The sequence below is a fragment of the Pseudomonas sp. FW507-12TSA genome (assembly GCF_058781435.1).
Genome location: NZ_JBYSWT010000033.1, coordinates 21,458 through 48,204 on the forward strand (window position 1 = coordinate 21,458; position 26,747 = coordinate 48,204).

24 protein-coding genes are annotated in these 26,747 nt (G+C 64.9%); 17 read left to right on the plus strand and 7 right to left on the minus strand.

What is annotated here, in order from left to right; all coding sequences use genetic code 11:
* Positions 1-7 precede the first annotated feature (7 nt).
* Together AC3WK8_RS25965 and AC3WK8_RS25970 are read right to left on the minus strand one after the other, a co-directional pair.
* Positions 8-1,264: a TIGR03862 family flavoprotein gene (locus tag AC3WK8_RS25965; RefSeq protein ID WP_103326232.1), complete on the minus strand. Its 1,257-nt coding sequence runs from the start codon at positions 1,262-1,264 to the stop codon at positions 8-10.
* A 583-nt stretch (positions 1,265-1,847) separates the two neighbouring features.
* A complete protein-coding gene (locus AC3WK8_RS25970; protein ID WP_085597000.1) occupies positions 1,848-2,768 on the minus strand; it encodes a histone deacetylase family protein in 921 nt (306 codons plus the stop codon).
* Positions 2,769-2,843: 75 nt separating this feature from the next.
* Here AC3WK8_RS25970 and AC3WK8_RS25975 point away from each other — a divergent pair, with 75 nt between their 5' ends.
* The 3 genes from AC3WK8_RS25975 (at position 2,844) to AC3WK8_RS25985 (ending at position 4,977) form a co-directional block, all read left to right on the plus strand.
* Positions 2,844-3,413 carry a GNAT family N-acetyltransferase gene (locus AC3WK8_RS25975; RefSeq protein WP_085597001.1) on the plus strand — a complete coding sequence of 190 codons (570 nt, stop codon included), beginning with the start codon at positions 2,844-2,846 and terminating at the stop codon, positions 3,411-3,413.
* A gap of 104 nt (positions 3,414-3,517) precedes the next feature.
* Entirely contained in the window at positions 3,518-4,387 is an 870-nt protein-coding gene (tesB, locus tag AC3WK8_RS25980; protein ID WP_022641150.1) for an acyl-CoA thioesterase II, read from the plus strand.
* Positions 4,384-4,977 (plus strand): HAD family hydrolase, encoded by a 594-nt coding sequence (locus tag AC3WK8_RS25985; protein ID WP_103326233.1) that lies wholly within the window; start codon positions 4,384-4,386, stop codon positions 4,975-4,977. Before tesB ends, AC3WK8_RS25985 begins: the two co-directional genes overlap by 4 nt.
* A 14-nt stretch (positions 4,978-4,991) precedes the next feature.
* Here the strand turns inward: AC3WK8_RS25985 and AC3WK8_RS25990 are convergent, their stop codons facing one another.
* A complete protein-coding gene (locus tag AC3WK8_RS25990; RefSeq protein WP_103326234.1) occupies positions 4,992-5,963 on the minus strand; it encodes a hypothetical protein in 972 nt (323 codons plus the stop codon).
* Positions 5,964-6,860: a KPN_02809 family neutral zinc metallopeptidase gene (ypfJ, locus tag AC3WK8_RS25995; protein WP_103326235.1), complete on the minus strand. Its 897-nt coding sequence runs from the start codon at positions 6,858-6,860 to the stop codon at positions 5,964-5,966.
* Positions 6,861-7,000: 140 nt separating this feature from the next.
* Between ypfJ and pcaQ the strand changes: the two genes are divergently transcribed.
* From pcaQ to AC3WK8_RS26055, 12 genes are all read left to right on the plus strand, one after another.
* Positions 7,001-7,930: a pca operon transcription factor PcaQ gene (gene pcaQ / locus AC3WK8_RS26000; protein WP_022641147.1), complete on the plus strand. Its 930-nt coding sequence runs from the start codon at positions 7,001-7,003 to the stop codon at positions 7,928-7,930.
* Positions 7,931-8,033: 103 nt separating this feature from the next.
* Positions 8,034-8,753, plus strand: coding sequence for a protocatechuate 3,4-dioxygenase subunit beta (pcaH, locus tag AC3WK8_RS26005; RefSeq protein ID WP_085597005.1), 720 nt, complete (start codon positions 8,034-8,036; stop codon positions 8,751-8,753).
* A gap of 10 nt (positions 8,754-8,763) precedes the next feature.
* Complete coding sequence (pcaG, locus tag AC3WK8_RS26010) at positions 8,764-9,369, plus strand: protocatechuate 3,4-dioxygenase subunit alpha (protein WP_103326236.1); 606 nt, start codon at positions 8,764-8,766, stop codon at positions 9,367-9,369.
* A 157-nt stretch (positions 9,370-9,526) separates the two neighbouring features.
* Complete coding sequence (locus AC3WK8_RS26015) at positions 9,527-10,204, plus strand: TetR/AcrR family transcriptional regulator (protein WP_103326237.1); 678 nt, start codon at positions 9,527-9,529, stop codon at positions 10,202-10,204.
* Positions 10,205-10,300: 96 nt separating this feature from the next.
* A complete protein-coding gene (locus AC3WK8_RS26020; RefSeq protein WP_103326238.1) occupies positions 10,301-10,525 on the plus strand; it encodes a hypothetical protein in 225 nt (74 codons plus the stop codon).
* A 107-nt stretch (positions 10,526-10,632) separates the two neighbouring features.
* The gene (locus tag AC3WK8_RS26025; protein WP_085597008.1) at positions 10,633-11,154 is read left to right on the plus strand and encodes an RNA polymerase sigma factor; all 522 of its coding nucleotides are present in this window, start codon (positions 10,633-10,635) and stop codon (positions 11,152-11,154) included.
* 63 nt (positions 11,155-11,217) lie between these two features.
* Entirely contained in the window at positions 11,218-12,231 is a 1,014-nt protein-coding gene (locus AC3WK8_RS26030; RefSeq protein WP_207245108.1) for a FecR family protein, read from the plus strand.
* Between the two features lie 131 nt (positions 12,232-12,362).
* Positions 12,363-15,062: a TonB-dependent receptor gene (locus AC3WK8_RS26035; protein WP_103326240.1), complete on the plus strand. Its 2,700-nt coding sequence runs from the start codon at positions 12,363-12,365 to the stop codon at positions 15,060-15,062.
* 82 nt (positions 15,063-15,144) lie between these two features.
* Positions 15,145-15,759, plus strand: a complete 615-nt coding sequence (locus AC3WK8_RS26040; protein ID WP_085597011.1) for a heme acquisition protein HasA — start codon at positions 15,145-15,147, stop codon at positions 15,757-15,759.
* Positions 15,760-15,977: 218 nt separating this feature from the next.
* Positions 15,978-17,762, plus strand: a complete 1,785-nt coding sequence (locus AC3WK8_RS26045) for a type I secretion system permease/ATPase (protein ID WP_085597012.1) — start codon at positions 15,978-15,980, stop codon at positions 17,760-17,762.
* Positions 17,759-19,099 (plus strand): HlyD family type I secretion periplasmic adaptor subunit, encoded by a 1,341-nt coding sequence (locus AC3WK8_RS26050; protein WP_103326241.1) that lies wholly within the window; start codon positions 17,759-17,761, stop codon positions 19,097-19,099. Before AC3WK8_RS26045 ends, AC3WK8_RS26050 begins: the two co-directional genes overlap by 4 nt.
* Complete coding sequence (locus AC3WK8_RS26055; protein ID WP_085597014.1) at positions 19,096-20,430, plus strand: TolC family outer membrane protein; 1,335 nt, start codon at positions 19,096-19,098, stop codon at positions 20,428-20,430. The genes AC3WK8_RS26050 and AC3WK8_RS26055 overlap by 4 nt, the downstream gene beginning before the upstream one ends.
* Before the next feature lie 74 nt (positions 20,431-20,504).
* Here the strand turns inward: AC3WK8_RS26055 and trmA are convergent, their stop codons facing one another.
* Positions 20,505-21,584, minus strand: a complete 1,080-nt coding sequence (trmA, locus tag AC3WK8_RS26060; protein WP_085597022.1) for a tRNA (uridine(54)-C5)-methyltransferase TrmA — start codon at positions 21,582-21,584, stop codon at positions 20,505-20,507.
* Positions 21,581-22,873: an NCS2 family permease gene (locus AC3WK8_RS26065; protein ID WP_103326242.1), complete on the minus strand. Its 1,293-nt coding sequence runs from the start codon at positions 22,871-22,873 to the stop codon at positions 21,581-21,583. Before AC3WK8_RS26065 ends, trmA begins: the two co-directional genes overlap by 4 nt.
* A 207-nt stretch (positions 22,874-23,080) precedes the next feature.
* On the opposite strand from AC3WK8_RS26065, the gene AC3WK8_RS26070 reads away from it, so the two are divergent.
* On the plus strand, positions 23,081-23,530 hold the full coding sequence (locus AC3WK8_RS26070; RefSeq protein WP_103326243.1) for a DUF4879 domain-containing protein: 450 nt from the start codon (positions 23,081-23,083) through the stop codon (positions 23,528-23,530).
* Positions 23,531-23,556: 26 nt separating this feature from the next.
* Here AC3WK8_RS26070 and AC3WK8_RS26075 read toward each other — a convergent pair whose 3' ends face one another.
* A complete protein-coding gene (locus tag AC3WK8_RS26075) occupies positions 23,557-24,801 on the minus strand; it encodes an MFS transporter (protein WP_031320570.1) in 1,245 nt (414 codons plus the stop codon).
* A 513-nt stretch (positions 24,802-25,314) separates the two neighbouring features.
* On the opposite strand from AC3WK8_RS26075, the gene AC3WK8_RS26080 reads away from it, so the two are divergent.
* Entirely contained in the window at positions 25,315-26,745 is a 1,431-nt protein-coding gene (locus AC3WK8_RS26080) for a cytochrome ubiquinol oxidase subunit I (RefSeq protein WP_103326244.1), read from the plus strand.
* Positions 26,746-26,747: the final 2 nt, after the last annotated feature.

Genomic DNA, 26,747 nt, shown 5'->3' on the forward strand with positions numbered 1-26,747 from the left:
CGCCCAGCTACCTGGCCTGGGGCCTGCGGGGCTCGGCTAGCCATTGGAGGATGCCGTGCCCGGCCCGGCGTCCGCTGGCGAAGCAGGCGGTCAACAGGTAACCGCCGGTGGGGGCCTCCCAGTCGAGCATTTCTCCGGCGCAGAACAGCCCAGGCTCCTGCCGGATCATCAAGCGTTCATCCAGTGCTTCGAAACGTACGCCGCCGGCACTGCTGATGGCTTCGTCCAGGGGGCGGGGCTTCACCAGCGTCAGTGGCAGCGCCTTGATCGCCGCCGCGAGGCTGGCCGGATCATTGAAGGTCGTGGCCGGTGTCAGCTCCCGCAGCAAGGCGGCCTTGACGCCATCGATCCCCAACTGGCTATGCAGGTGCTTGGCCATCGAACGCGAACCACGAGGCTTGGCCAGGGCCGCCTGGACCTTGTCCCGGGGCTTGCCCGGCAGCAGGTCGATATGAATGGTGCCTTGGCCGTGCAGGTTGATCGCTTCACGGATCGAGGCCGAAAGGGCATAGATCAGGCTGCCCTCGATACCCTTGGCGGTGATCACGCATTCCCCCAGCCGTGGCGTGTCGTCGTTCAAGCCGATAGCGACATTCTTCAATGGCGCCCCGGCGAACTTGCTCTGCAGCAACTCGCTCCAGGCACTGACCTCGAAACCGCAGTTGCTCGCCTGCAGCGGCGCTACCTGGACCCCGCGTTGCGCAAGCAACGCCATCCAGGCGCCATCGGAGCCCAGGCGTGCCCAACTGCCGCCGCCCAGCGCCAGTAGCACTGCGTCGGGGCGTACCGCGCTTTCACCCTCGGGATGCTGGATACGCAGGCTGCCGTCGGCATTCCAGCCGAGCCAGCGATGCCGGGTGTGGATAACCACCCCGGCCTCGCGCAGGCGCTTGAGCCAGGCGCGCAGCAAGGGCGCGGCCTTCATGTCGCTAGGAAACACCCGGCCGGAGCTGCCGACGAAGGTCTCGATCCCCAGTCCGTGAATCCACTGGCACAGGGCCTGGGCATCGAAGTCGCGCAGCCAGGGGGCGATTTGCGGCGCTCGTTCGGCATAGCGCGAGAGAAAGGCCGGATAGGCTTCGGAATGGGTGATGTTCATGCCGCCCACGCCCGCCAGGAGGAACTTGCGTCCGACCGAGGGCATGCCGTCATACAGGTCGACCCGGACTCCCGCCTGGCTCAGGACCTCGGCAGCCATCAGGCCGGCCGGGCCGCCACCGATGATGGCAACGTGGTGGGACAGGGAGGAAGGGGATCGAGTCATGGCGGGGCGGTGCTGGTGGAGTGAGTCGCGCATTCTACCCGAGCCATGGCCAGGCTGCTGTGCCGGTGAAACTGCTCAAAATCTAGTCGATAGGCTGCAGGCCTTGTGGGTCAAGGGCTACAGCGGCTTGCTCGCAGGTTATCCACAAGCGATTCCACAGGGATTGGGGGTAAGCGAGCATGACTGGGTGACCGATTGATGACTCTGGTCAAAAAATAGTCGATCGTCTGAAGGCCACGTTCTACAAGGGGTTGGATGAGTTTCACGCAGGTTGTCCACAGGCGCCTCCACAGAGAGTGGGGGTAAACATGGATGGCAGCGATGAATGGATCGACCCCTGGTCAAAAACTGAGCGTCAGCCTGTATGTCTTGCCGATCCTGGGCTGTAGCTGGTTTCCCGCAGGTTATCCACAGCCGGCTCCACAGGGATTGGGGGTAAGCGATTCACAAGAATGTGACGGTTCATGGTTTTCGATCAAAAAACGAGCGATTGAACCTAGCCCTTGTGGAACAAGGGCTGTGGAGGCTTTCACTCAGGTTATCCACAAGCGGTTCCACAGCTGGTGTGGGTAAGGGCGTCGGGTCAGCGACAGCCTAGCGACTCCCAGACTCTCTGGGCGCTGTGGTGCAGGATGCCATGGCGTCGGGCCAGGGCCTGGCGGTCCTTGCTGTAGCCGCCGCCGATCACTCCCACCACCGGGATATCCCGGCCCAGGCATTGGCGCATGACCCGTTCGTCGCGCTCGGCCACCCCGGCGTCGGTGAGCTTGAGGTAGCCCAGGGCGTCGTCCTGGTGGACGTCGACACCGGCGTCGTACAGCACCAGGTCCGGCTGGTACAGCGGCAGCAGGTAGTTGAGGGCATCGTCCACCACCTCCAGGTACTCGGCATCGCCCATGCCCATGGCCAGGGGGATGTCCCAGTCGCTCTGGGCCTTGCGCACCGGGAAGTTCTTTTCGCAGTGCAGCGAGACGGTCACCGCATCGGCGGTGTGCTGCAAGATCCGCGCGGTACCGTCGCCCTGGTGCACGTCGCAATCGAAGATCAGTACCCGTCCAACGCGCCCGCTTTCCAGCAGGTAATGGCTGATCACCGCCAGGTCATTGAAGATGCAGAAGCCGGCTGGATAGTCGTAGTGGGCGTGGTGGGTACCGCCGGCCAGGTGGCAGGCCAGGCCGTGTTCCAGCGCCTGCTCGGCGGCCAGCAGCGAACCGCCGACCGCGCGCACGGTGCGCCGGGCCAGGGCTTCGCTCCAGGGCAGGCCCAGGCGCCGCTGGTCTTCCCGGGACAACTCGCCATTCATGTAGCGCTCGATATACCCAGGGTCGTGGGCCAGCGCCAGGACTTCGGCCGGGCACAGCTGCGGGCGCAGCAGGTCGGTATCCCGGGTGAGGCCGCTGTCCACCAGGTGGTCGCGCAACAGGCGAAACTTGTCCATGGGGAAGCGGTGCTCCGGGGGGAATTCCGGGCTGTAGTCGTCGTGGTAGATCAGCGGCAATGTCATGGCATTTTCTTAGAAGGACCCGTGAAGGATCCTACCAGCGATGTAGACTTGCACCCATGAAAACGGAGGGCACCGATGGAGCCGATACTGCAACTGGAAAGCGCGCGCCTGGTGCTGCGCCAATGGCGTGACGACGACTTGCAGGCTTTTGCGGCGATGTGTGCCGATCCGCAGGTCATGCGCTACTTTCCGGCACCCTTGAGCCGTCTGGAGAGCGCCGCCTTGATCGGCCGCATACGCGGGCATTTCGCCGAGCATGGTTTTGGTACCTGGGCCCTGGAGCGCAAGGACAACGGCGCCTTCATCGGTTTTACCGGCCTGGGCGTGGTGGGTTTCGAAGCGCCTTTCACCCCGGCGGTGGAGATCGGCTGGCGCCTGGCCCGCGAGCATTGGGGCCTGGGTTATGCCAGCGAGGCGGCCTGGACGGCGTTGCGTTGCGCGTTCGAGCGCCTGGCCCTGGACGAAGTGGTAGCCTTCACCACCCGGACCAACCTGGCGTCGCAGAAAGTGATGCAGGCCATTGGCATGCAGCATGCCGTCCAGGGGGATTTCGAACATCCCAAGCTCGCCGGCGATCACCCGTTGCGCGAGCATGTGCTGTACCGCATCACCCGTGAACAATGGTTGGAAACCTTGCATGGATAGCAATCGCGCATGTTTAGAATGTGCCGATGAGGTTGCTTGCCCCGAATCGATTTGACCGCCGCAGCCGAGATTGCGCGGTTTTGCTCTGTGTGAGGAGAGTCTGAATGAGTCATGTGCTGGATGATCTGGTCGATCTTTTGACCTTGGAACCCATCGAGGAAAACCTGTTTCGTGGGCGCAGCCAGGACCTGGGTTTCCGCCAGCTGTTCGGGGGCCAGGTACTCGGCCAATCGCTGTCCGCCGCCAGCCAGACGGTGGAGGAGGCGCGCCATGTGCATTCCATGCACGGTTACTTCCTGCGCCCCGGGGACGCTGCCTTGCCGGTGGTCTACCAGGTGGACCGGGTCCGCGATGGCGGCAGCTTCAGCACCCGGCGCGTGACGGCGATCCAGAAGGGCAATCCGATCTTCACCTGCAGCGCTTCGTTCCAGTACGACGAGCAGGGTTTCGAGCACCAGAGCGGCATGCCCCAGGTGGTCGGCCCGGAGAACCTGCCCTCGGAGCTGGAGATCGCCACCCAGCGCGCGCACCTGATTCCCGAGCACATGCGGGAAAAACTGCTGTGCCCCAAGCCCATCGAAGTGCGCCCGGTGACCGAGAGGGACCCGTACAACCCGCAGCCGATGGATCCGGTGAAGTACGTCTGGTTCCGCGCCGACGGCACCCTGGCCGACAACCCGGCGCTGCACAAGTACCTGCTGGCCTATGCCTCGGACTTCGGCCTGCTGGTCACCTCGCTGCTGCCCCATGGCAAGTCGGTCTGGCAGAAGGATATGCAAGTGGCCAGCCTCGACCACGCCCTGTGGTTCCACGCCGACCTGCGTGCCGATGACTGGCTGCTGTATGCCATGGACAGCCCATGGGCCGGCAATTCCCGGGGCTTCTCCCGCGGCAGCGTGTTCAACCGTGCCGGCCAGTTGGTCGCTTCGGTGACCCAGGAAGGGTTGATCCGCCATCGCAAGGATTGGGCATGAGCCTTTCGGATATCGAGCATTGGGTGTTCGACATGGACGGCACCCTGACCATCGCCGTGCATGACTTCGAAGCGATCCGCCAGGCGTTGTCGATCCCGGCGGATGAAGACATCCTCACGCACCTGGCGGCCTTGCCGGCGGATGAGTCCGCGGCCAAGCATGCCTGGCTGCTGGAGCACGAGCGTGAACTGGCCCTGGGGTCGCGCCCGGCGCCGGGCGCGGTGGAGCTGGTGCGGGACCTGGCCGGGCGCGGATATCGCCTGGGCATCCTCACTCGCAATGCCCGCGAGTTGGCCCACGTGACCTTGCAAGCCATCGGCCTGGCCGACTGCTTCGCCGAGGCCCATGTGCTGGGCCGCGACGAGGCCCCGCCCAAGCCCCATCCTGGTGGCCTGCTGAAGCTGGCCCAGGCCTGGGATGTGGCTGTGCAGCGCATGGTGATGGTCGGCGATTACCGCTTCGACCTGGACTGCGGCCGCGCCGCCGGTACCCGCACGGTGCTGGTCAACCTGCCGGACAACCCCTGGCCGGAACTGACCGACTGGCATGCGCAGGATTGCGCGCAGTTGCACCGCCTGTTGCGGGCTTGAGGCCGGGCGCGGTTCTACTTGAACAGCGCCGCCTGGCCCTGGGCCGAGGTGAACATCTTGTCCCCGTCATGGCCGACCCCCGGCACCTCTACCAGGCGTTGGGCCAGGCCCTGGGGATGACGCCTTAGCAGGTAGTCGAAATAGCTGTGCCCGCGCGCCAGGCGATAGGCGCCCTGGGCCTCGGCGGCGCAGCTCTTGTCCAGGGCCGGGTGCCGAGGGTCGATGTCCTGTTGTCCCAGCAGGTAGGTGATATCCCGCCCCGCATAACGCTGTTCCAGCTGTTCCGGCATTTGCCGGGAGACATAGGCCGGGCGTCGTTCCAGGCCGTATTTCCACTGGTTGAATCCGCGGCAGGCGGCTGGCTCGACGGCTACCGGGCGCCAGGCGTCGAAGTAGGCGTAGGACGAAGGATTGGCGACCACGAAGCGCAGGCCGATTCCGGCCCGCTGCAGTTCGGCATGGTTGCCGCTGGCCAGGGCGTAGCGTTGTACCACCTGGGCACCGCCCGAGTGGCCGGCGACCACCACTTCCCGCAGGTTGGGAAAGCGCTGGCGATCGCCCAGGCGCAGCAGGATGGCGTCCAGTGCAGCGTAGGAGCTCAGCGCCTGGGGGGCGGTGGCTGGCTCGCCGCCCATCCAGGCGTTGCCCTGCCAGCGCAACAGGCTGCTGGGCAGGTGATGGCGGGCAATGTCGTGCTGATTGAGAAACTGCGGGGCGATCACCAGGGTCGTGGCGTCTTGCCCGGCCAGCCTGGCGGCGCTTTCGCCGCTGTGCAGGTAGGCCTGGGCGTTGCGCAGGCGGCCATGGACGATCACCAGGGCCCGCTGTATGTCCGGCAATGGCTTGCGCCAGTCCTGGCTCAGGCCCAGGGCCAGTTCACCGGCTGGCAGTTCCAGTCGCCCGGGGCTGATGATCTTGACCCCATGCCCCGCAGCCTGGGCGCCCAGGCTGCCCAGGCACAGCAGCGCCGCGAGCAGGCGGCGCATCTACAGGCTCTTGGCGGCGAAGGTGTCGCACTGGCCGACCTGGCCCTGGCTGAAACCGGTCTTGAACCAGCGTACCCGCTGGGCCGAGGTGCCGTGGGTGAAGGAATCCGGTACCACCCGGCCCTGGCCCTGCTGCTGCAGGCGGTCGTCGCCGATGGCGTTGGCGGCGTTCAGGGCTTCTTCCACGTCCCCGGGTTCCAGCCAGTTCAAGCGTTTTTGCGCGTGGTAGGCCCAGACGCCGGCCAGGCAGTCGGCCTGCAACTCCTGGCGTACCAGCAGGCCACCGTCGCCTTCCATCTGCCGACCCTGCTGGCGGGCCGCCTGCATCTTGGCCGAGACCCCGAGCAAGGTCTGCACGTGGTGGCCCACCTCATGGGCGATCACGTAGGCCTGGGCGAAGTCGCCAGCGGCGGAAAAGCGCTGGGCCATTTCCCGGAAGAAATCCATGTCCAGGTACACCTGGCGATCGGCTGGGCAATAGAAGGGGCCGCTGGCCGAAGTGGCGGCGCCGCAGGCGGACGTGACCCGGCCACGGAACAGGATCAGCTTGGGCGCCTGGTACTGGCGGCCGGCCTGCTGGAAGACCTGGCCCCAGGTGTCCTCGGTATCACCGAGGATCGCGCGGACGAATTCCGCCTGTTCATCGTTGGCCGGTGGCGCCTTGCGTTCCTGGGTGGTGGCCGGGGCCGAGACCTGGCCGCCGCCCTGGCCGAGCAGTTGCCCGAGGATCTGCAGTGGGTCCTGGCCGGTGGCCCAGCCGATGCCGACGATCAGCACGATCGCCGTCAGGCTCAACCCCTTGCCGCCGCCGAAGCGCAAGCCGCCGCCACCACCGCCGCCGCTGTCATCTCGCACATCCACGACGTTGTCGCTGCGCCGGCCTTTTTTCCAAAGCATGGGGGAGTCCTCGTTTCTTCTGCTGGTCAGTGTTGCTGCTGGCTGGAACCGGCGCCAGTCCGGTCGTCAGGGATTTTTGCCCACGCTACCATGGCCCGGCACCGGGTCGGCCGGTTGCAAGCGCATTTTGGGGCTCCCTATTGAACATCGATACCCGCATCAAATTCCGTCACCTGGTGGGTTTTCTTGAAATGGCCCGCCAGGGCAGCCTGGCCCGGGCCGCCGATGTGCTGGCGGTGAGCCAGCCGGCGATGTCCAAGACCCTCAAGGAACTGGAGACCTTGCTGGACACCCGGTTGTTCGAGCGCAGCAAGGCCGGGCTCAGCCTGACCGAGGCCGGACGGGCCTTCCTGCGCTATGCCGGCCCTTCGGTGCAGGCCCTGCGGGAAGGGGTCAGCAGCTTGCGCGGTGGCGAGCATGCCGCGCAGGCGGTGCGTATCGGCGTGCTTTCTACGGTGGAGAGCCTGTTGCTGCCGGAGGTGCTGCGGCGTTTGCACCAGCGGCATGGGGCGCTGACGCTCAGCGTGGTCACCGGCCCCAGCGCCTACCTGCTCTCGCAACTGCGGGTCGGCGACCTGGACCTGGTGGTGGGGCGCATGACCGAGAGCCCGGAGATCCAGGGCCTGAGCTTCGAGCATCTGTACAACGAGTCGATGACCCTGGTGGCGCGCCCCGGGCATCCGTTGGCCAGCGGACTGCTCGACCGTGAGGCCGTCGGCCGTTATCCGCTGGTGCTTCCGCTGGCTGGCACCAGTATCCGCAAGCATGCCGACAGCCTGTTCGTGCAGTGCGGCATCGCCCAGTCGCCACAACGCCTGGAAACCCTGTCGCTGGCCCTGGGCCGGCGCTACACCTTGTCCAGCGATGCGTTGTGGATCGCGCCGCTGGATGCGGTGCGCCTGGACCTGGCCAGCGGCGAACTGCTGGAGCTGGACCTGGGGTTGCGTGAGCCCGGTGGCTCGGTGGGGATCTCCAGCAATGCCAGCCTGCCGTTGCCGCTGGCGGCGCAATGGGCGGTGCAGGTGTTGCGGGAGGTCGGGCTGGCCTATCGCGAGGGGCGATATCCTTAACCTTGCGGTTATGGATGAGCGCCGGTTTTTCAATATTCCGCCGGCCTGGTTTGTTTGAAACTCTGCAAGCTGCGCTCCAGAACTCAAACAACAGGAGATCGACATGTCCGATTCAGACGGCAGTCGCTTCGTGATGCGCGACCGTGACTGGCACCCCAAGGCCCTGACGCCCGACTACAAGAGTTCCATCACCCGCTCCCCGCGCCAGGCGCTGGTGAGCATTGCCCAATCGCCCAGTGAAACCGGCGGTCCGGACTTTTCCCAACTGCGCCTCGGACGCCTGGACAACGACCTGCTGCGCAATTTCGACAACGGCGGCTTGCCGGTGGGAGAGCGGATCATCGTCGCCGGGCGGGTATGCGACCAATACGGCAAGCCGGTGCCCCATACCCTGGTGGAAATGTGGCAGGCCAATGCCGGCGGCCGCTATCGGCACAAGAACGACCGCTACCTGGCGCCCCTGGACCCGAACTTCGGCGGCGTTGGGCGTACGCTCACCGACCGAGATGGCTACTACAGCTTCCGCACCATCAAGCCTGGGCCCTATCCATGGCGCAACGCTCCCAACGACTGGCGCCCGGCGCACATTCATTTCTCCATCAGCGGTCCGGCGATCGCCACGCGGCTGGTCACCCAGCTGTACTTCGAAGGCGATCCGTTGATCCCGCTGTGCCCGATCGTCAAGTCGATCGCCAGCCCGGAGGCGGTGCAGAGCCTGATCGCCCGGCTGGACATGAGCAACGCCAACCCCATGGATTGCCTGGCCTATCGTTTCGACATCGTGCTGCGTGGCCAGCGCCGGACCCATTTCGAGAACTGCTGAGGAACCCGCCATGCCCGTTCGACTGTTGCCGGAAACCCCCTCGCAAACCGCCGGGCCCTACGTGCATATCGGCCTGGCCCTGGCCGCCGCGGGAAATCCCTCCCGGCCCGAGGAAATCTGCAATCGGCTGGCCAGGGAGGATGCTCCGGGCGAGCACATCCAGCTGTTGGGCCACGTCTACGATGGCAATGGCCACCTGGTACGCGACTCGTTCCTGGAGTTCTGGCAGGCCAATCATGAAGGCATCCATGACCCGATCTTCGATACGCAAAAACCCTTCAACTGCTTCGGCCGGGCCGCCACCACTTTCGATGCTGGGGAGTGGGTTTTGCATACAGTCAAGCCTGGAATTGTAAACAATGCCGCCGGCCTGCCCATGGCGCCGCACATCAACGTGATGCTGTTCGCCCGGGGGATCAACATCCACCTGCATACCCGCTTGTACTTCGCCGATGAGCCGCAAGCCAACCAGCAGTGCCCGGTGCTGAACCTGATCGAGCAGCCGCAGCGCCGGGAAACCTTGCTGGCGTGGCCTTGCGAGGTCGATGGCCTGCGTGCCTATCGTTTCGACATCCGGCTTCAGGGCGAGGGCGAGACGGTGTTCTTCGATTTCTAGGTCGTTGCCCTGGTGCGCTCCGGCTGGCGGTCCAGCGTGGGTTCCAAGTTGTAGAAGATCTGTAACCGAGGGGGCTGGCGGCCCCCCTCGGCGCTTTCTTTCGCGACCTGACGCAGCCCATAATCGCCGGCTTGTGAGTGATGGCTGTGAGCCCAGAATGACAATGACCAGTGAACGCTCCGTTGTGCCTGACAAAGCTGCTCTCGCGCCGCGCAAGAGCCGCAAGAACAACCCGGAAAAGACCCGCGAGAACATCCTCCAGGAGGCGGTTATCGAGTTCGTGCAACAGGGGCTTTCCGGGGCTCGGGTGGACGCCATCGCCGAGCGTATCCATACCTCCAAGCGCATGATCTATTACTACTTCGGCAGCAAGGAGCAGCTGTATGTCGAAGTGCTGGAGAAGCTCTATGGCGATATCCGCAGCACCGAGAGCCGCCTGCAGCTGACGGAGCTGACGCCACCGGAGGCCATTCGCCGCCTGGTGGAGTTCACTTTCGATCACCATGATCACAACGCTGATTTCGTGCGGATCGTCAGCATCGAGAACATCCACAACGCCGAGTACGTGAAGCAGTCGCACGTGATCAAGGCGATGAACAACAGCGTCCTGCATGCCCTGGACGAAATCCTCGCGCGCGGAGTCAAAGAGGGCCTGTTTCGCAGTGGGTTGAATGCCCTGGATGTGCATTTGCTGATCAGTTCGTTCTGCTTCTTCCGGGTTTCCAATCGCCATACCTTCGGCGAGATCTTCCAGCTCGACCTGCCGGATGAGACGGTCAAGCGCCGGCATCGGGAAATGATCTGCGAATCGGTGCTGCGCTACCTGCAAGCCTGAGTGGCCGCCGGCATTGGCATGGGCCATGGCCGCCCATTAAAATCGCATGCGCGAGCCAGCCGGCTCCATGACATTTCCCTCGACAAGGAAGGCTCCATGGGCAACCCCGTCCCCACCCTGAAAATCATCCTGATCCTGATGATCGTCGTCGACGGTTTCTGGTTCGGCGAGCGCTTGCTGTCCATGGCGGGTGTCAGCCTGCTCGACTGGCTGCCGACCCAGCTGATCAACCTGCTCGGCATCCTCAGCAGCATGCTGCTGATCCTCTTCAACGTGCTGTTGCTCGGCCTGCTCTCGCGTTTGCAGCTCAAGTCCGATTGAGCCATCGGCCCAGGCGCGACCTGTGGCTGATGGTTATGGCAATTGAAAATCATTCTCGACTGACCGTAAGATGCCCGGCAATTTCCTATATGCGCCAGGGAGTCGGTTTGTCGGACGTGGATCTCAAGGGACTGTTTCTCAAGCATGCCGCTGCCTTGCGTGGGTACCTGGCACGCCGAGTACGGGACCCGCAATTGGCTGCTGACCTGGTGCAGGAGAGCTTCCTGCGGCTGGCCGAGCAGACCCGTGGCGCGCCGATCGACAATTCCCAGGGCTATCTATATCGCACGGCGAACAATCTCTTGATCGATCATGTCCGGCAGGAAGCCCGGCGCAAGACCGAAGCCGTGCCCCATGAAGTACTGGCCGAGATCGAGGATGACGGAGCCGGGCTGGAGGCACAGGCGATGGCTCTGCAACAGCGCATGGCATTGAAACAGGCAGTGGCCGAGCTACCTGGGCGAACTCGGGAGATCTTCCGCTTGAACCGTATCGAAGGCATGACCCACGCCGAGGTCGCGCGACACCTGGACATCTCCGACAGCTCGGTGCAGAAGCACCTGTCCAAGGCCCTGGCTTATGTCATGCAGCGCCTGCAGGCTACCGACGGTCGGCCGGGCGACCCGTGAGTTACGGTAAACGCCGAACTCAGACGTCACTGCTTATACATAACGAGAAATCGAGATTCACACGTGAATAGCCAGGGTTCGCAAGAGCAGAGTATTACCGAGGCCGCCGCCGACTGGGCGGTGCGTCTGCACGCCGGGCCATTGGGGTCCGTCGAGCAGGCAGAACTTGCCCAATGGCAGGCCGCCGATCCACGCCACCGCCAGGCCCTGGCTTTTGCCCAGCAGACCTGGGAGGCCCTGGGCGAACTGCGCCTGGATCCGCAACCTGGCACTGGCGACACCCCACGTCGGCCCTTGCGCAGTACCACGGCCGTGGCCCGCCGACCTCTTCGCCGGCGCTGGCTGCCTCGGGCTGCCAGTGCCGCGGTGCTGGTCCTGGCGGTGGCCCTGGGCGGTTGGCAAGCGCCCAAGGCATGGTTGTACCTGGAGGCTGACTACCAGACCGCCAAGGGCGAGCTACGTACCGTGCACCTGGCCGATGGCAGTACGGTCGAGCTGGACGCATCCAGCGCCATCGGCCTGGATTTCACCAACAGCCAGCGCCGGGTCCGCTTGCTCGCCGGCTCGGCGGTGTTCGACGTGGCGCCCATGACCGGCGACGAACAGCGGCCGTTCGTGGTCAGCAGCGCCGGTGGCCAGACCCGGGCCTTGGGGACTCGCTTCGTGGTCGGCCGGGAAGGTGCGCAGCAGGCTTGGGTCGGAGTGTTGCAGCACAGTGTCGCGGTGAGCCTGGATACCCCGGCGCGACAGGGCGCTTGCGCGCAGGTCCTGCAGGAAGGCCAGAGCGCACGCTATAGCCCCGGTTCGGGAGTGGTATCCCTGGATGGGCTGGACCTGCAGCGTGCTACCAGTTGGCGCCGGGGCGTGCTGGTGTTCGACCGCGAGCCACTGGCCTCGGTGATCGAGCGCTTGAACCGCTATCGCCCTGGGCGAGTGGTGTTGACCAACGAGGCCCTGGGCCAGCGCCAGGTCAGCGGGGTATTCCAGCTGGACATGCTCGACGCGGCCCTGGCCAGCCTGACGCAGGAGCTGCAGGTCCGGCGTTTCGACCTGGCCGGAGTCAGCCTGATTTACTAGGGTCTGCGGGCCTTTTTCCAGCTTCTTGAAAAATAATCGGAAAAAACCTTACTGAGTTTTCCTGCCTGGTACGTCTAGCTAACTGAGATGCATTCGCATGAACAGAAATGGCCGGCGCAGGAATGACGAACATGAGGTTGGGCAGTCGCACTGGAGTTCACATCGCAGGTCGTTTGGCCCTGGCCATCCACCTGGGTGTAGCGGGGCTGTTGGCGGGAAGTGGCTCGCTGTATGCGGCGCAATCCCTGGACGGCGCCGGGCAGCAAGCCGAACGGCGCATTGGCCTGGACTTCGACATCCCCGCCCAGGTCCTGGGTAGAGCCGTGCTGGCCTTTGCCGAGCAGGCCGGGGTGCAAGTGCTGTTCGACAGCCAGCGCCTGCATGGCCTGCAGAGTTCGTCGCTCAAGGGGCGCTATGGCGCCGAAGAGGGCCTGGCCCGCTTGCTCGGCACTGCCCCGGTGAAGTACCGCTTCACCAGCGAACGGCAGGTGACCCTGAGCCGGGTGGACACCGAGCAGGGCGGCGCGCTGGCCCTGGCTCCCACCACGATCTCCGGCAATCTCGAAGCCCGCGAGCGGGACTGGACCTATACCGCGCCGCGCTCGGTGAGCCAGGTCACTCGCGAACAACTCGACCGCAACCCGCCACGCCATGCAGCCGACATGCTGGAGGAAACCTCCGGCGTGTACTCGGCGGTCAGCCAGCAGGACCCGGGCCTGTCGGTGAACATCCGGGGAATCCAGGACTACGGCCGGGTCAACATGGCGGTGGACGGCATGCGCCAGAACTACCAGCAAAGCGGTCACCAGCAGCGCAACGGCACCTTGTACATCGATCCGGAACTGCTGTCCGAGGTGGTGGTGGAGAAGGGCGCCACCTCTACCATGGGCGGTGCCGGGGTGATTGGCGGCATTGCCAACTTCCGCACCCTGGAGGCCCGCGACCTGATCAAGCCCGGGCAGGAAATCGGCGGGCGGATCCGCGCCACCACCGGCCTGGGCGGCAGGCGCAACGGTACCCACTTCATCGGCAGTTCCGCCTTCGCCATCGGCACCCAGGCCTGGGACATGCTGCTGGCCGCCAGCGAACGGCACCTGGGCGACTTCAATCCGGGTACCCGGGGCGGGATCGGGGAATTGCGCACCGGGAGCTGGATGGATCCGACGATCAATGATCGAGTGAAGCATTCCAAGGTGGCTTATTCAGGTTCGGTGATGCGCTCGCGCCTGGCCAAGCTGGGGCTCAACCTGCCGCAGGACCAGCGCCTGCAACTGAGCTACCTGACTACCCAGGTGTCCTACGAGGACGCCAACATGATGAATACCCAGAACAAGGACCGGCTATGGGAGAAACTCGGCGGCAGCGATGTGCGTTCGCAGAACTTCGCCCTCGACTACAGCTACGCCCCGGACAATCCGCTGATCGATTTCAAGGCCAAGCTCTACTACGTCGACAACCGCAACGACCAGAGCACCCTCAAGCGGGGGATCAGCCCCGGCTACTCGATCACCTACCAGACCGATACCTATGGCGTTCAGGCGCAGAACACCTCGACCTTCGCCCTGAGCGAGCTGTCCACGGTCAAGGCCAACTACGGCCTGGAGTTCTTCTACGACAAGGTTCGCCCGGACTCCAGCCAGCCGGTGCCCACGGGCTCGGCCGTCAGTGCTTCGCCCGCGGCGAGCATGACCCCCGAGGGCGACCGGGCCCTGGGTAGCCTGTTCACCCGCCTGGACTACGACTATGACGGCTGGCTGACCCTCAATGCCGGCGTGCGCTACGACCGTTATCGGCTGCGCGGCGAAACCGGGATCAACACCCGCACCTTCGTGATCGGCAAGACGCCCCAGCAGGTCACCGTACCCGTGGATTACGACATCGACAGGATGGAAGGGCGCTTCTCGCCGACCTTCGGCCTATCGGTCAAGCCAGGGGTGGAGTGGCTGCAGTTGTTCGCCAGCTACGGCAAGGGCTGGCGCCCGCCGGCGGTGACCGAAACCATGATCATCGGTCGTCCCCATGGTGGCGGTTCGGAGAGCATGTATCCCAACCCTTTCCTCAAGCCCGAGCGCTCCAGCAGTTGGGAGGTGGGCTTCAATATCTTCAAGGAAAACCTCTGGGTCGATGAGGATCGCCTGGGGATCAAGGTCGCCTATTTCGATACCCGGGTCGAAGACTTCATCTACATGGCCATGGGCGTACAGCCTCCGGGTTATGGCATGGCCGGTATCGGCAACAGTGCCTATGTCAACGACCTGAGCGGCACGCGCTTCAGGGGCGTCGAATACCAGTTGGACTATGACACCGGCCGCGCCTATGGCCAGCTCAACTACACCCACATGATCGGCGACAACGATTACTGCATGAAGACCGCATGGATGGGCGGCGTGACCCAGCCGGTGAAGAACGGTACCGGGCGCAAGGCGATCGTCACCGGCATGCGTCCCGACGATGCTGCCAACAACGCCACTCAATGCAAGGCCGCGATCCTCGGCTCCGCCGAACACATGCCCATGGACCGCGGCACCCTGACCCTGGGCGCGCGCTTTTTCGAGCGCAAGCTGGATGTCGGCGCCCGTGCTCGCTACAGCGCCGGGTACTCGGTCGCCGGTGGCGCGACTGTCAGCCAGTCCGGTGTCTATCCAGCCGACTGGAAGCCCTACACCGTTTACGACCTCTACGGCAGCTACCGGGTCACCGATGAACTGACCCTGCGCCTGGCCATGGAGAACGTCACCGACCGCGCCTACCTGATGCCCATGGGCGATGTGCTGGCCTTCACTCTTGGCCGTGGCCGAACCATGCAGGGCACCGTGGAATACCAGTTCTGACCGCTTTTGCCCAGTGACGGGCAAAACCGCAGCAGGCACTGGCGTGCTGCGGACATGACCCACCCATGTATTGGAGTTTTGCATGAGCATTTCGATCTCTTACAGCGCGACCTACGGCGCTAACACTGTCGCCCAGTACCTGAACGACTGGTCGGCCTACTTCGGCGACGTCAACCATCGTCCAGGCCAGGTGGTCGACGGCACCAACACCGGTGGCTTCAATCCAGGTCCGTTCGACGGTACCCAGTACGCCATCAAGAGCACCGCCAGCGACGCGGCCTTCGTCGCCGATGGCAACCTGCACTACACCTTGTTCAACCAGCCGAGCCATACCCTGTGGGGCTCGCTGGATACCGTCTCCCTGGGTGACACCCTCACCGGTGGCTCGGGCAGTAATTACAGTCTGGTCAGCCAGGAAGTCAGCTTCAGCAACCTGGGCCTGAACAGCCTGAAGGACGAAGGCCGTGCGGGCGAAGTGCACAAGGTGGTCTACGGCCTGATGGGCGGCGACAGCTCGGCGCTGGCAGGGGAAATCGACGCACTGCTCAAGGCGATCGATCCGAGCCTGTCGGTGAACTCCACCTTCGACGACCTGGCCGCCGCCGGCGTCGCCCATGTCAATCCGGCACCGGCCGCCGCCGATGTGGGCCTGGTGGGTGTGCAAGACGTGGCCCAGGACTGGGCGCTGGTCGCCTGAGAGCAGGCTTGAGGCAAAAAAAAGCGAATGCAGGATCGCTCCTCCATTCGCTGGCTTGACTCACCGCCGCCGCCCGAGTTGTCGAAGGCCAGGGCGGCGGCGGTGGCAAATTCTGGGGAGCGCCGCGGTGCCTGTCAACGTGCCGGGCGTGCCTCCTACCGCTCCATCCTGCCTGGGTGGAGGGCTACCTATCCGTTAATTTTCCACAGGACATCTGGATGAGCAGGCCGAACTCACTTGCCGCTTCCGAGACGCTGGCGGCCCTGGCGGCCTACAAGAACGGTTTCTTCAACATCGGCCTGTTCTCGGCGGTGATCAACTTGCTGATGCTGGCCCCGGCCCTGTACATGCTGCAGGTCTATGACCGGGTCCTGGCCTCGGGCAACCAGATGACCCTGCTGATGCTGACCCTGATGATCCTCGGCCTGTTCGGCTTGATGGGGGCCCTGGAGTGGGTGCGCAGCCAGCTGGTGATCCACCTCGGCACGCAGATGGACATGCGCCTGAACCAGCGGGTCTATGACGCCGCGTTCGAGGCCCAGCTCAAGGGCAGCACGCAGGCGGCCGGCCAGGCGTTGAGCGACCTGACGGCGCTGCGCCAGTTCGCCACCGGCAATGCCTTGTTCGCCTTCTTCGATGCGCCGTGGTTCCCGGCGTACCTGCTGGTGATCTTCCTCTTTCATCCCTGGCTCGGGTTGCTGGCCCTGGGCGGTGCGGTGCTGCTGGTGGTGCTGGCCTGGATCAACCAGCACATCTGCCAGGCCCCCCTGGCCCAGGCCAGCCAGTTGTCCATCGCCACCAGCCAACAGGCCAGCGCCAACTTGCGCAACGCCGATGCGATCGAGGCCATGGGCATGCTGGGAGCCTTGCGTGCGCGCTGGTTCGTCGGCCACCAGGGTTTCCTCGCCCAGCAGAACCTGGCCAGTGAAAAGACCGCGGCCATCAGCGCCTGGTCCAAGGGCGTGCGCATGGCCCTGCAATCCCTGGTGCTGGGCCTGGGGGCGTGGCTGGCGGTAGAGGGCCAGATCACCCCGGGCATGATGATCGCCGGTTCGATCCTGATGGGGCGGGTGCTCAGTCCCATCGACCAACTGATCGCAGTCTGGAAGCAGTGGAGCTCGGCGCGCCTGGCCTATGAGCGCTTGTCGGAACTGTTGCAGGCCCACCCTTCGCGGCCGCTGCGCATGAGCTTGCCCACGCCCAAGGGCGAGTTGAGCGTCGAGCAACTGAGCGCCTGCGCTCCTGGAAGCCGCCGGCCGGCCCTGGCCAATCTTGGTTTCAGCCTGGCGGCTGGCCAGGTCCTGGGGGTGATCGGGCCGTCCGGTTGTGGCAAGTCGACCCTGGCGCGGCTGCTGGTGGGGGCCTGGACCCCGCTGGCGGGCAAGGTGCGCCTCGATGGCGCGGACCTCGCCCAGTGGGACAAGCAGCAGCTGGGTCCGCATATCGGCTACCTGCCCCAGGACATCCAACTGTTCGCCGGCAGCATCGCCGAGAACATCGCGCGCTTCGGCCAGGTGGATTCGGACCTGGTGCTGCAAGCCGCGCAACTGGCCGGGGTGCATGGGTTGATCCTGCAATTGCCCCAGGGCTACGACACCCGGCTCGGGGAGGGCGGGGCCGGGCTGTCCGGCGGCCAGCGCCAGCGCATCGGCCTGGCCCGGGCCCTGTATGGCTTGCCGGCGCTGATCGTGCTCGACGAACCCAACTCCAACCTGGATGAGGCCGGCGAGCAGGCGTTGCTGCAGGCCATTGCCCAGCTCAAGCAGTTGCAGCGGACGCTGGTGCTGATCACTCACAAACCCAACGTGCTGAGCCTGACCGACCAACTGATGATCCTGCGTGAGGGCCAGTTGCAAGCCTTCGGGCCGACGGCGCGGGTGCTGGAGGCCAGCACCAAGGTCAAGGCCGCGCCACCGCCGGCGGCGCCGGCGAGCAACCCGGTGGCCAGCTTGAACATGAATTACCGCCTGGGCGTGGCCGGGGCAGAAGGTAAAAAGGCATGAAGGCATCTTTATCCACAGGCGCCACCGAGGGGACCGCGGCCCGCAATGTGCTGGTCCTGGATGACCGGCGCTATTCCCGGCTCGGGTGGTTCCTGGTGCTGGCGGGGTTCGCCGGTTTTCTCGGCTGGGCCGCCTTGGCCCCGCTGGACAAGGGCGTGGCGGTATCGGGCAAGGTCATGGTCTCGGGGCATCGCAAGACGGTGCAGCACCAGGACGGGGGGATCATCGAGCGGATCGAGGTCAAGGAGGGTCAACGGGTCAGCGCCGGGCAGGTGCTGCTGCGGCTCAACGAAACCCCGCTGCGCACCCAGGTACAGTCGCTGCGCAGCCAGTACCTCGGGTCCCTGGCCAGCGAGGCGCGACTCGACGCCGAACGCAACGGCGCGCACGAAATCCTCTTCGATGCGCAGTTGCAGGCCCTGGCGCAAGAGCCGGACGTGGCAGCCAGCCTGGCGTTGCAACGGCAGCTGTTCGAGAGCCGGCGCCAGGCCTTGGCCATGGAGCAGCAGGGAATGGCCGAGAGCATCGCCGGCTCCGAGGCGCAGTTGCGCGGGACCCGGGATTCCCAGGCCAGCAAGATCCAGCAGCGCCAGGCGCTGAACCAGCAACTGCAGGGGCTGCGGGAGTTGGCCCGGGACGGCTACATCCCGCGTAACCGCCTGCTGGACAGCGAACGCTTATACGCCCAGGTCGAGGGCTCGATCGCCGAGGACTTCGGTCGCATCGGCCAGTTGCAGCGCCAGGTTCTCGAACTGCGCCTGCGCATCCGCCAGTCAGCCGAGGATTTCCAGAAAGACCTGCGCAGCCAGCTGGCCGAGACCCGTATCCGTACCGAGGATTTGCGCAACCGCCTGGCTGCCGCCGAGTTCGAACTGGCCAACAGCCAGGTGCGGGCCCCGGCCGCCGGGGTGGTGGTGGGCCTTGAGGTGTACACCGAGGGTGGGGTGATCAAGCCCGGCCAGCCGCTGATGGATATCGTGCCCCAGGACGAGCCCTTGCTGGTGGAAGCCCGGGTGCCGGTGCAACTGGTCGACAAGGTCCATCCGGGCCTGGCGGTGGAGTTGATGTTCCCTGCATTCAACCAGAGCACTACGCCGAGGGTGGCAGGGGAGGTGACTTTGGTCTCCGCCGATCGCCAGGTCGATGAGCGTACCGACGAGCCCTACTACAGCCTGCGGGCGGTGGTCAGCCCCCAGGGCATGCAGCAGTTGCAAGGCTTGCAGATTCGCCCGGGCATGCCGGTGGAAGCCTTTGTCCGCACCGGTGAGCGCTCGATGCTCAACTACCTGTTCAAGCCGCTGCTGGACCGGACCCACATGGCGTTGGTGGAAGAATGATCCGGTGCCGCTACCTGTTGCTGCTGTGCCTGCTGTTCGCTCCCGGTGCCCGGGCCTTGGGCCTGCTGGCAGCCTACGACCTGGCCTTGCGCAACGACCCGACCTTCCAGGCGGCGATCAAGGAGCGTGACGCCGGGGAGGAGAACCGCGCCATCGGGCGTGCCGGGCTGCTACCGAACCTGTCCTGGAGCTACAACAATTCGCGTAATCGCTCGCAGGTGACCCAGGAAACCCTGCGTGGCGATCTCACCAGCAATCGCGATTACCGCAGCTACGCCTCGACCCTGACCTTGCAGCAACCCTTGCTGGATTACGAAGCCTACGCACGGTTTCGCCAGGGCGCGGCCCAGGCGCTGTTCGCCGACGAGCGTTTTCGTAGCAAGAGCCAAGAACTGGCGGTGCGCCTGTTGGAGGCCTATAGCCAGGCCTTGCTGGCCCAGGAGCGCATCGAGCTGAGCCAGGCGCAGAAGCGGGCCTATGCCGAGCGCCTGCAACTCAACCAGCGGCTGCTCAAGGATGGCGAAGGCACTCGCACCGATGTGCTGGAGACCCAGGCCCGGCTGAGCCTGGCCCTGGCCGAAGAGATCGAGGCCCAGGACCAGCAGGATGCCGCCCTGCGTGAGTTGCAGGCGATAGTCGGGGAGCCGGTGCAGATCGACGAACTGGACCCGCTGACCCGGCAATTCACGATCCAGCCATTGCAACCCAATCGCTTCGATAGCTGGCGGGACTTGGCCATGGCCAACAATCCGCTGCTGGCGTCCCAGCAGCAGGCCCTGCGAGCCGCCGAATACGAGGTGGAGCGCAAGCGCGCCGGGCATCTGCCCAAGGTCAGCCTGTACGCCAGCAGCCGCCAGACCAGCTCCGACTCGGAGAGCTCCTACAACCAGAAATACGACACCAATACCATCGGCATCCAGGTCAGCCTGCCGCTGTTCGCCGGTGGTTCGGTGACGGCCTCGACTCGTCAGGCGGCCAGCCAGTTGTCCCAGGCGCAGTACGAATTGGACGCCCAGACCGCCACTACCCTCAACGAGTTGCGCAAGCAGTTCAACCTCAATATCAGCGCCGCAGCCAGGGTCCGGGCCTACGAGATGGCGGTGGACTCGGCCCAGGCACTGGTGGCCGCGACCCAGAAAAGCGTGCATGGCGGCGAGCGGGTCAACCTCGATGTGCTGGATGCCGAGCAGCAGCTGTTCGGCGCCCGCCGTGACCTGGCCGATGCCCGGCACGCCTATCTGCTGGCGCGTATCCAGCTCAAGTACCAGTCCGGACTGCTCAACGAGCAGGACCTTGCGCAACTGGCCGGCTACTTCCACCCCCTGGGCTGACCAGGGCCTTCAATGACGGCCGCTGACAGAATGAAAACGGCCGTCACGAGGACGGCCGTTGGTGGGGCAGCGGATCAGCGCCGGGTCAGCAGGACCCCGGATTCCATGTGGTGGGTCCAGGGGAACTGGTCGAACAGGGCGCAGCGCTCGATGCGGTGGGTGTCGTGCAACTGGGCGATGTTGGCCGCCAGGGTTTCCGGATTGCAGGAGATGTACAGGATGTTGTCGAAGCGTCGGGTCAGTTCGCAGGTGTCCGGGTCCATGCCGGCCCGTGGCGGGTCGACGAACACGCTGCCGAACTCGTAGCTCTTCAGGTCCACGCCTTGCAGGCGACGGAACGGCCGTACTTCATTGAGCGCTTCGGTCAACTCCTCGGCGGACAGGCGCACCAGGGTGACGTTGTCCACGGCGTTTTCGCTGAGGTTGCTCAGGGCGGCGTTGACCGAGGTCTTGCTGATCTCGGTGGCCAGCACCTTGCGCACCCGGGTGGCCAGGGGCAGGGTGAAGTTGCCGTTGCCGCAGTACAGCTCCAGCAGGTCATCCTGGCGTTCGCCCAGGGCGGCATAGGCCCAGTCGAGCATCTTCTGGTTCACCGTGCCGTTGGGCTGGGTGAAGGCGCCTTCGGGCTGGCGGTAGCTGAAGCTGCGACCGCCCACTTCCAGGCGTTCCACCACGTAGTCCTGGCCGATGACTTCACGCTTGCCCTTGGAGCGGCCGATCACGCTGACTTTCAGCTCGGCGGCCAATTGGCTCGCGGCCTGGTGCCAGTGCTCGTCCAGCGGGCGGTGGTAGCACAGGGTGATCATCGCATCGCCGGCCAGGGTGGTGAGGAACTCCACCTGGAACAGCTTGTGGCTCAGGGCGTGGCTGGCTTGCCAGGCGGCCTTGAGCTGCGGCATCAACTGGTTGATGCGCTGGCTGGCGATGGGGAACTGCTCGATCAGGATCGGCGTACGCTTGTCCTCCTGGGAGAACATCGCGTAGTGGCGCTCGCCGGCTTCGCGCCATAGGCGGAACTCGGCGCGCAGGCGGAAGTTCTGCAGCGGCGAATCGAAGACCTGGGGCTCGGGTGCGTCGAAGGGCGCCAGCAGGCCACGCAAGCGCGTGACCTTTTCCTGCAACTGGGTGTTGTAGCTTGCGGCGTCGAAAGTCATGCGGGGTAACCCAGCTTGATCACGAACAGGATCGACAGGATCACCAGGGGCGCGTTCAGCTCACGGGCACGGCCCGACAGCAGCTTGATCACGGTCCAGGCAATGAAACCGAAGGCGATGCCATTGGCGATGGAATAGGTGAACGGCATGGCCAGGGCGGTGATCACTACGGGAGCGGCGACGGTGATGTCTTCCCAGTCGATTTCCGCCAGGCCCGAGGTCATCAGCACGGCGACGAACAGCAGTGCCGGTGCGGTGGCGAAGGCGGGAACGCTGGCCGCCAGTGGCGAGAAGAAAAGTGCCAGCAGGAACATGATCGCCACCACGATGGCGGTCAGGCCGGTGCGTCCGCCGGCGCTCACGCCTGCTGCGGATTCGATGTAGCTGGTGGTGGTCGAGGTGCCCAGCAGGGAACCGGCCATGGCCGCGGTGCTGTCGGCGATCAGGGCCCGGCCCATCTTCGGCATGTGGCCGTCCTTGCCCATCAGGCCGGCGCGCTTGGCCACGCCGATCAGGGTGCCGGAATTGTCGAACAGGTCGACGAACAGGAAGGCGAAGATCACGCTTACCAGGCCGATGTCCAGGGCGCCCTTGATGTCCAGTTGCAGGAAGGTCGGGGCCAGGGACGGAGGCATCGAGGTCACGCCGCCGAACGGAGTAACGCCCAATAGGATGGACACCACGGTCACCGCGAGGATGCCGATCAGCACCGCGCCACGCACTTTCAGGGCTTCCAGGGCGACGATCAGGGCAAAACCCAGGGCCGCGAGGATAGGGGCCGGTTTGCTCAGGTCGCCCAGGCCGACCAGGGTCGACTCGTTGCCCACCACGATCTGCGCGTTATGCAGGGCGATCAGCGCCAGGAACAGGCCGATACCGGCGGCAATCGCCGAGCGCAGGGGCAGGGGGATGCTGTTGATGATCCATTCGCGGATGCGGAAGATCGACAGCAGGAAGAACAGCACCGCCGAGATGAACACCGCACCCAGCGCCACTTGCCAGGTATGGCCCATGTGCAGGACCACGGTGTAGGTGAAGAAGGCGTTCAGGCCCATGCCGGGTGCCAGGGCGATCGGGTAGTTGGCGATCACGCCCATGACGGTGGAGCCGATGGCCGCCGCCAGGCAGGTGGCAACGAACACCGCGCCTTTGTCCATGCCGGTCTCGCCGAGGATGCTCGGGTTGACGAAAAGAATGTAGGCCATGGCCAGGAAGGTGGTAACGCCCGCAAGTATCTCGGTGCGCACGTTGGTGTTGTGTGCCTTGAGTTGAAACAGCCTTTCCAGCATGTCTGCTCCCCGTGGCGCCGCCGGGCGCCGTGAATGTATCGACTCCAACAGCAAAGCACAGACTGCCTGATGCGCCTGTGGATTTGCCTTGGGTCGGGAAAAGCCGCGCATCATACCAGCAGCGTGGGCCAATGGCTGCGATCGTCGTCGATGTTTTGCCGGGCTGGCAAGTAGCGCATACTGCGGCCTGATTTCGAGGGGGGATTTATGCGCAGTACAGTGAAAATGACCGCCTTGGCGCTGCTGGGAACTGCGGCCTGCTGGTTCGCCGCCTCGGCCCCGGCCGGTTCCGCCGCGCCCTTGAGCCAGGTGGAAATCCTCAAGGTGCTGTCGTCGTCCTGCAGGCTGGAGGATGTCTCCGACGGTCGTGAGCGGACCCAGTGCGACCACAGCGGGCCGGGCATCAAGGTCTATGTGCTGGAGATCGGCTACGGCCGCGAGCCCTACGTGACCCTGGACGGCTTCGAGGTCGATGGCACCCGGACCCCGGTATGCGAAGACGGCTCCAGCTACGAACCCTGCGCCCCTGGCGGGATCACCGCCGGCTACCTCTATATCTTCGACCTGGCCGACAAGAAGGAAGGCACCTTCCGCTTCAGCAACACTTCGATCAATGCGCCGGGCAACAGCATGAGTGCAGAAATCTACATCAAGTAGGCCGCCGGCGGTTCCGGTTCGGCCAGCTAGCCAGCCCGGGTTTGCTCCATTTGTGGTTCGTGCATCCGGTCACGCTGGGCCAGGGTCGGGAACAGCTTGATCCAGGTCCCGGTCACCAGCAGCGTGCCGACTCCGCCCAGCACCACCGCCGGCACCGTGCCGAACCAGTGGGCAGTGAGCCCGGATTCGAACTCCCCCAGTTGGTTCGAGGCGCCGATGAACAGGCCGTTCACCGCGCTGACCCGGCCGCGCATCTCATCCGGGGTTTCCAGCTGCACGAAGGAGGCGCGGATCACCATGCTGATCATGTCCGCCGCCCCCAGTACCACCAGCACGGCCAGGGAGAACCAGAACGAGGTGGACAGGCCGAAGGCGATGGTCGCCACGCCGAACACCCCGACGGCGGTGAACATCACCCGCCCGACCTTGCGCTCGACGCTGAAGCGCGCCAGCCACAGCGACATCAGCAGGGCGCCCACTGCTGGCGCCGAGCGCAGCAGGCCCAGGCCCCAGGGGCCGGTGAGCAGGATGTCCTTGGCGAATACCGGCAACAGCGCGGTGGCGCCGCCGAGCAGTACGGCGAACAGGTCCAGGGAGATGGCGCCGAGGATGTCCGGCCGGCTGCGGATGAAGCGGATGCCCGCCAGCAGCGAGTCCAGGGTGGCCTTGCCCTTGTTCAGGGCGGCCTGGCGGGCTGGCAGGTTGAGCATCAGCAGGCAGGCGATCAGGTACAGCACCACGGTCGGACCGTAGACCCAGACACTGCCGAAGGCGTAGAGCAAGCCGCCCAGGGCCGGGGCGACGATGGTCGCCGATTGCTGGGCCGACTGGGCCGCGGCCACCGCCCGGGGAAACAGTGCGGCGGGCACGATGCTCGGCAGCAGGGCCTGGGTGGTGGGCATCTCGAAGGAGCGCGCGGCCCCGAGCAGGAACGCCAGGATGAAGATCAGCTCCCGGCTGACGCTGTCGGTCAGGCTGCCGATGGCCAGGGACAGGGCGATCAAGGCTTGCAGCGACTGGCAGATGGCGGCCACGCGGCGTCGGTCGTAGCGGTCGGCCACATGTCCGGTATGCAGCATGAACAGCACCCGTGGGGCGAACTCCACCAGCCCCACCAGGCCCAGGTCCAGGACGTTGCCGGTCAGTTGATAGAGGTTCCAGCCGATGGCCACCGTGAGCATCTGGAAACCGCTGGCGGTGAAGATCCGGGCTATCCAGAAAGCGATGAACGGGCGGTGGTGGCGGAGCAGCAAGGGTTCTGGGCTGGGCATCGGCAGGTAGATCTGAGCGGGGAGGGGGACGAGGTTATCACCAAGATGTAACCAATGGTTGCAGTCCAGGAAAAATCGTTAGCCGCGCATCTATCTCGTTTCTGGCTCCTTTTTTCGATGCGAGGCCCTGTCGCCGCGACCGCAGGTTCCCGGCTGACCGGGCGGACGCCGAAGGCCCAGGGGGCCTTGTCGCAGCTTCGCAGGCTCAGCAGCGGCTACAGGTTCGATGTGTGCTGGAGAAGTGCTGGGAAACCCCGGTTTTGACAAGGTGAGGCAAGCTGTCACGCGGCAAATAACCACAGAGTTGCCCGGCAAAATTAGGACTACTCTTTTAACGTTGATTGATCCAGATCAAGGCCTTTTTCGAGGGTTGGTGTGGTGGCCGCAAGGCCAGGATCCCTGCGTAGCGATGGTTTAAAAGAACGAATCCGAATTCGCCGCACTCCATATCCGTGGGGGCAGTGGGTGCAGGCCTCTGGCCGGCAGCCGGTATTACCTGACAGAGGAAAGCTTATGTTCGGTTTAGAGGCTCTTGATCTCGCCCGAATCCAGTTCGCATTCACCATCTCGTTCCACATCCTGTTCCCGGCGATCACCATCGGCCTGGCGAGCTACCTGGCGGTACTCGAGGGCCTGTGGCTCAAGACCCACGACGATACCTACCGCGATCTCTACCACTTCTGGTCGAAGATCTTCGCCGTCAATTTCGGCATGGGCGTGGTGTCCGGCCTGGTGATGGCCTATCAGTTCGGCACCAACTGGAGCCGGTTCTCCGACTTCGCCGGTTCGGTCACCGGTCCGTTGCTGACCTACGAGGTGCTCACCGCATTCTTCCTGGAGGCCGGTTTCCTCGGGGTGATGCTGTTCGGCTGGAACAAGGTCGGGCGCAAGCTGCACTTCTTCTCCACGGTGATGGTGGCCATCGGTACCCTGATCTCGACCTTCTGGATCCTCTCGTCCAACAGCTGGATGCAGACTCCTCAGGGCTATGAAATCGTCAACGGCCAGGTGATCCCGGTGGATTGGCTGGCAGTGATCTTCAACCCGTCCTTCCCCTATCGCCTGGCGCACATGGCGGTCGCCGCGTTCGTGGCCACGGCGTTCTTCGTCGGCTCGTCGGCGGCCTGGCACCTGCTGCGCGGGCGGGACAACCCGGCGATCCGGCGCATGCTTTCCATGGCCATGTGGATGGCTCTGATCGTGGCCCCGGTACAGGCAGTGATCGGTGACTTCCACGGTCTCAACACCCTCAAGCACCAGCCGGCGAAGATCGCCGCCATCGAAGGCCACTGGGAGAACGTCGGTAACGAGCCGACTCCGCTGATCCTCTTCGGCTGGCCTGACATGAAGGCCGAGAAAACCAAGTTCGCCGTGGAAATCCCCTACCTGGGCAGCCTGATCCTCACCCACTCCCTGGACAAGCAGGTGCCGGCGCTCAAGGAGTTCCCGCCCGAGGACCGGCCCAACTCGACCATCGTCTTCTGGTCGTTCCGGATCATGGTCGGCCTGGGCATGCTGATGATCTTCACCGGGCTGTGGAGCCTCTGGCTGCGCAAGCGGGACAGCCTCTACACCTCGCGGCCGTTCCTGTACCTGGCGTTGTGGATGGGGCCGTCCGGGCTGATCGCGATCCTCGCGGGCTGGTTCACCACCGAGATCGGTCGCCAGCCGTGGGTGGTCTACGGGCTGATGCGCACCGCCGATGCTTCTTCCGGGCATAGCCTGGTGCAGATGAGCATCACCCTGGCGTTGTTCGTGGTGGTGTACTTCGCGCTGTTCGGCGTGGGCATCGGCTACATGATGCGCCTGGTGCGCAAGGGACCGGTGACCAACGAAGGCGCCGAGACCAGCCATGGTGGCCCCGGCCGCAAACGCACGCCGGCCCGTCCGCTTTCCGCGGCCGACGATGACGACCACAGCACCAGCCTGAACGAGGGGAATTGAGT

Excerpts from the sequence above, each read along its gene's own strand:
- AC3WK8_RS26080 (WP_103326244.1), top strand. The coding sequence starts at position 25,315 with ATGTTCGGTTTAGAGGCTCTTGATCTCGCCCGAATCCAGTTCGCATTC.
- AC3WK8_RS26020 (WP_103326238.1), top strand. The coding sequence starts at position 10,301 with ATGGGCAACCCCGTCCCCACCCTGAAAATCATCCTGATCCTGATGATC.
- AC3WK8_RS25985 (WP_103326233.1), top strand. The coding sequence starts at position 4,384 with ATGAGCCTTTCGGATATCGAGCATTGGGTGTTCGACATGGACGGCACC.
- ypfJ (WP_103326235.1), bottom strand. The coding sequence starts at position 6,860 with ATGCTTTGGAAAAAAGGCCGGCGCAGCGACAACGTCGTGGATGTGCGA.
- AC3WK8_RS26070 (WP_103326243.1), top strand. The coding sequence starts at position 23,081 with ATGCGCAGTACAGTGAAAATGACCGCCTTGGCGCTGCTGGGAACTGCG.
- AC3WK8_RS26045 (WP_085597012.1), top strand. The coding sequence starts at position 15,978 with ATGAGCAGGCCGAACTCACTTGCCGCTTCCGAGACGCTGGCGGCCCTG.
- AC3WK8_RS26055 (WP_085597014.1), top strand. The coding sequence starts at position 19,096 with ATGATCCGGTGCCGCTACCTGTTGCTGCTGTGCCTGCTGTTCGCTCCC.
- AC3WK8_RS26065 (WP_103326242.1), bottom strand. The coding sequence starts at position 22,873 with ATGCTGGAAAGGCTGTTTCAACTCAAGGCACACAACACCAACGTGCGC.
- AC3WK8_RS25965 (WP_103326232.1), bottom strand. The coding sequence starts at position 1,264 with ATGACTCGATCCCCTTCCTCCCTGTCCCACCACGTTGCCATCATCGGT.
- tesB (WP_022641150.1), top strand. The coding sequence starts at position 3,518 with ATGAGTCATGTGCTGGATGATCTGGTCGATCTTTTGACCTTGGAACCC.
- AC3WK8_RS26050 (WP_103326241.1), top strand. The coding sequence starts at position 17,759 with ATGAAGGCATCTTTATCCACAGGCGCCACCGAGGGGACCGCGGCCCGC.
- AC3WK8_RS26040 (WP_085597011.1), top strand. The coding sequence starts at position 15,145 with ATGAGCATTTCGATCTCTTACAGCGCGACCTACGGCGCTAACACTGTC.
- trmA (WP_085597022.1), bottom strand. The coding sequence starts at position 21,584 with ATGACTTTCGACGCCGCAAGCTACAACACCCAGTTGCAGGAAAAGGTC.
- AC3WK8_RS25975 (WP_085597001.1), top strand. The coding sequence starts at position 2,844 with ATGGAGCCGATACTGCAACTGGAAAGCGCGCGCCTGGTGCTGCGCCAA.
- AC3WK8_RS26015 (WP_103326237.1), top strand. The coding sequence starts at position 9,527 with ATGACAATGACCAGTGAACGCTCCGTTGTGCCTGACAAAGCTGCTCTC.
- AC3WK8_RS26035 (WP_103326240.1), top strand. The coding sequence starts at position 12,363 with ATGAGGTTGGGCAGTCGCACTGGAGTTCACATCGCAGGTCGTTTGGCC.
- pcaH (WP_085597005.1), top strand. The coding sequence starts at position 8,034 with ATGTCCGATTCAGACGGCAGTCGCTTCGTGATGCGCGACCGTGACTGG.
- AC3WK8_RS26075 (WP_031320570.1), bottom strand. The coding sequence starts at position 24,801 with ATGCCCAGCCCAGAACCCTTGCTGCTCCGCCACCACCGCCCGTTCATC.
- AC3WK8_RS25970 (WP_085597000.1), bottom strand. The coding sequence starts at position 2,768 with ATGACATTGCCGCTGATCTACCACGACGACTACAGCCCGGAATTCCCC.
- pcaG (WP_103326236.1), top strand. The coding sequence starts at position 8,764 with ATGCCCGTTCGACTGTTGCCGGAAACCCCCTCGCAAACCGCCGGGCCC.
- AC3WK8_RS25990 (WP_103326234.1), bottom strand. The coding sequence starts at position 5,963 with ATGCGCCGCCTGCTCGCGGCGCTGCTGTGCCTGGGCAGCCTGGGCGCC.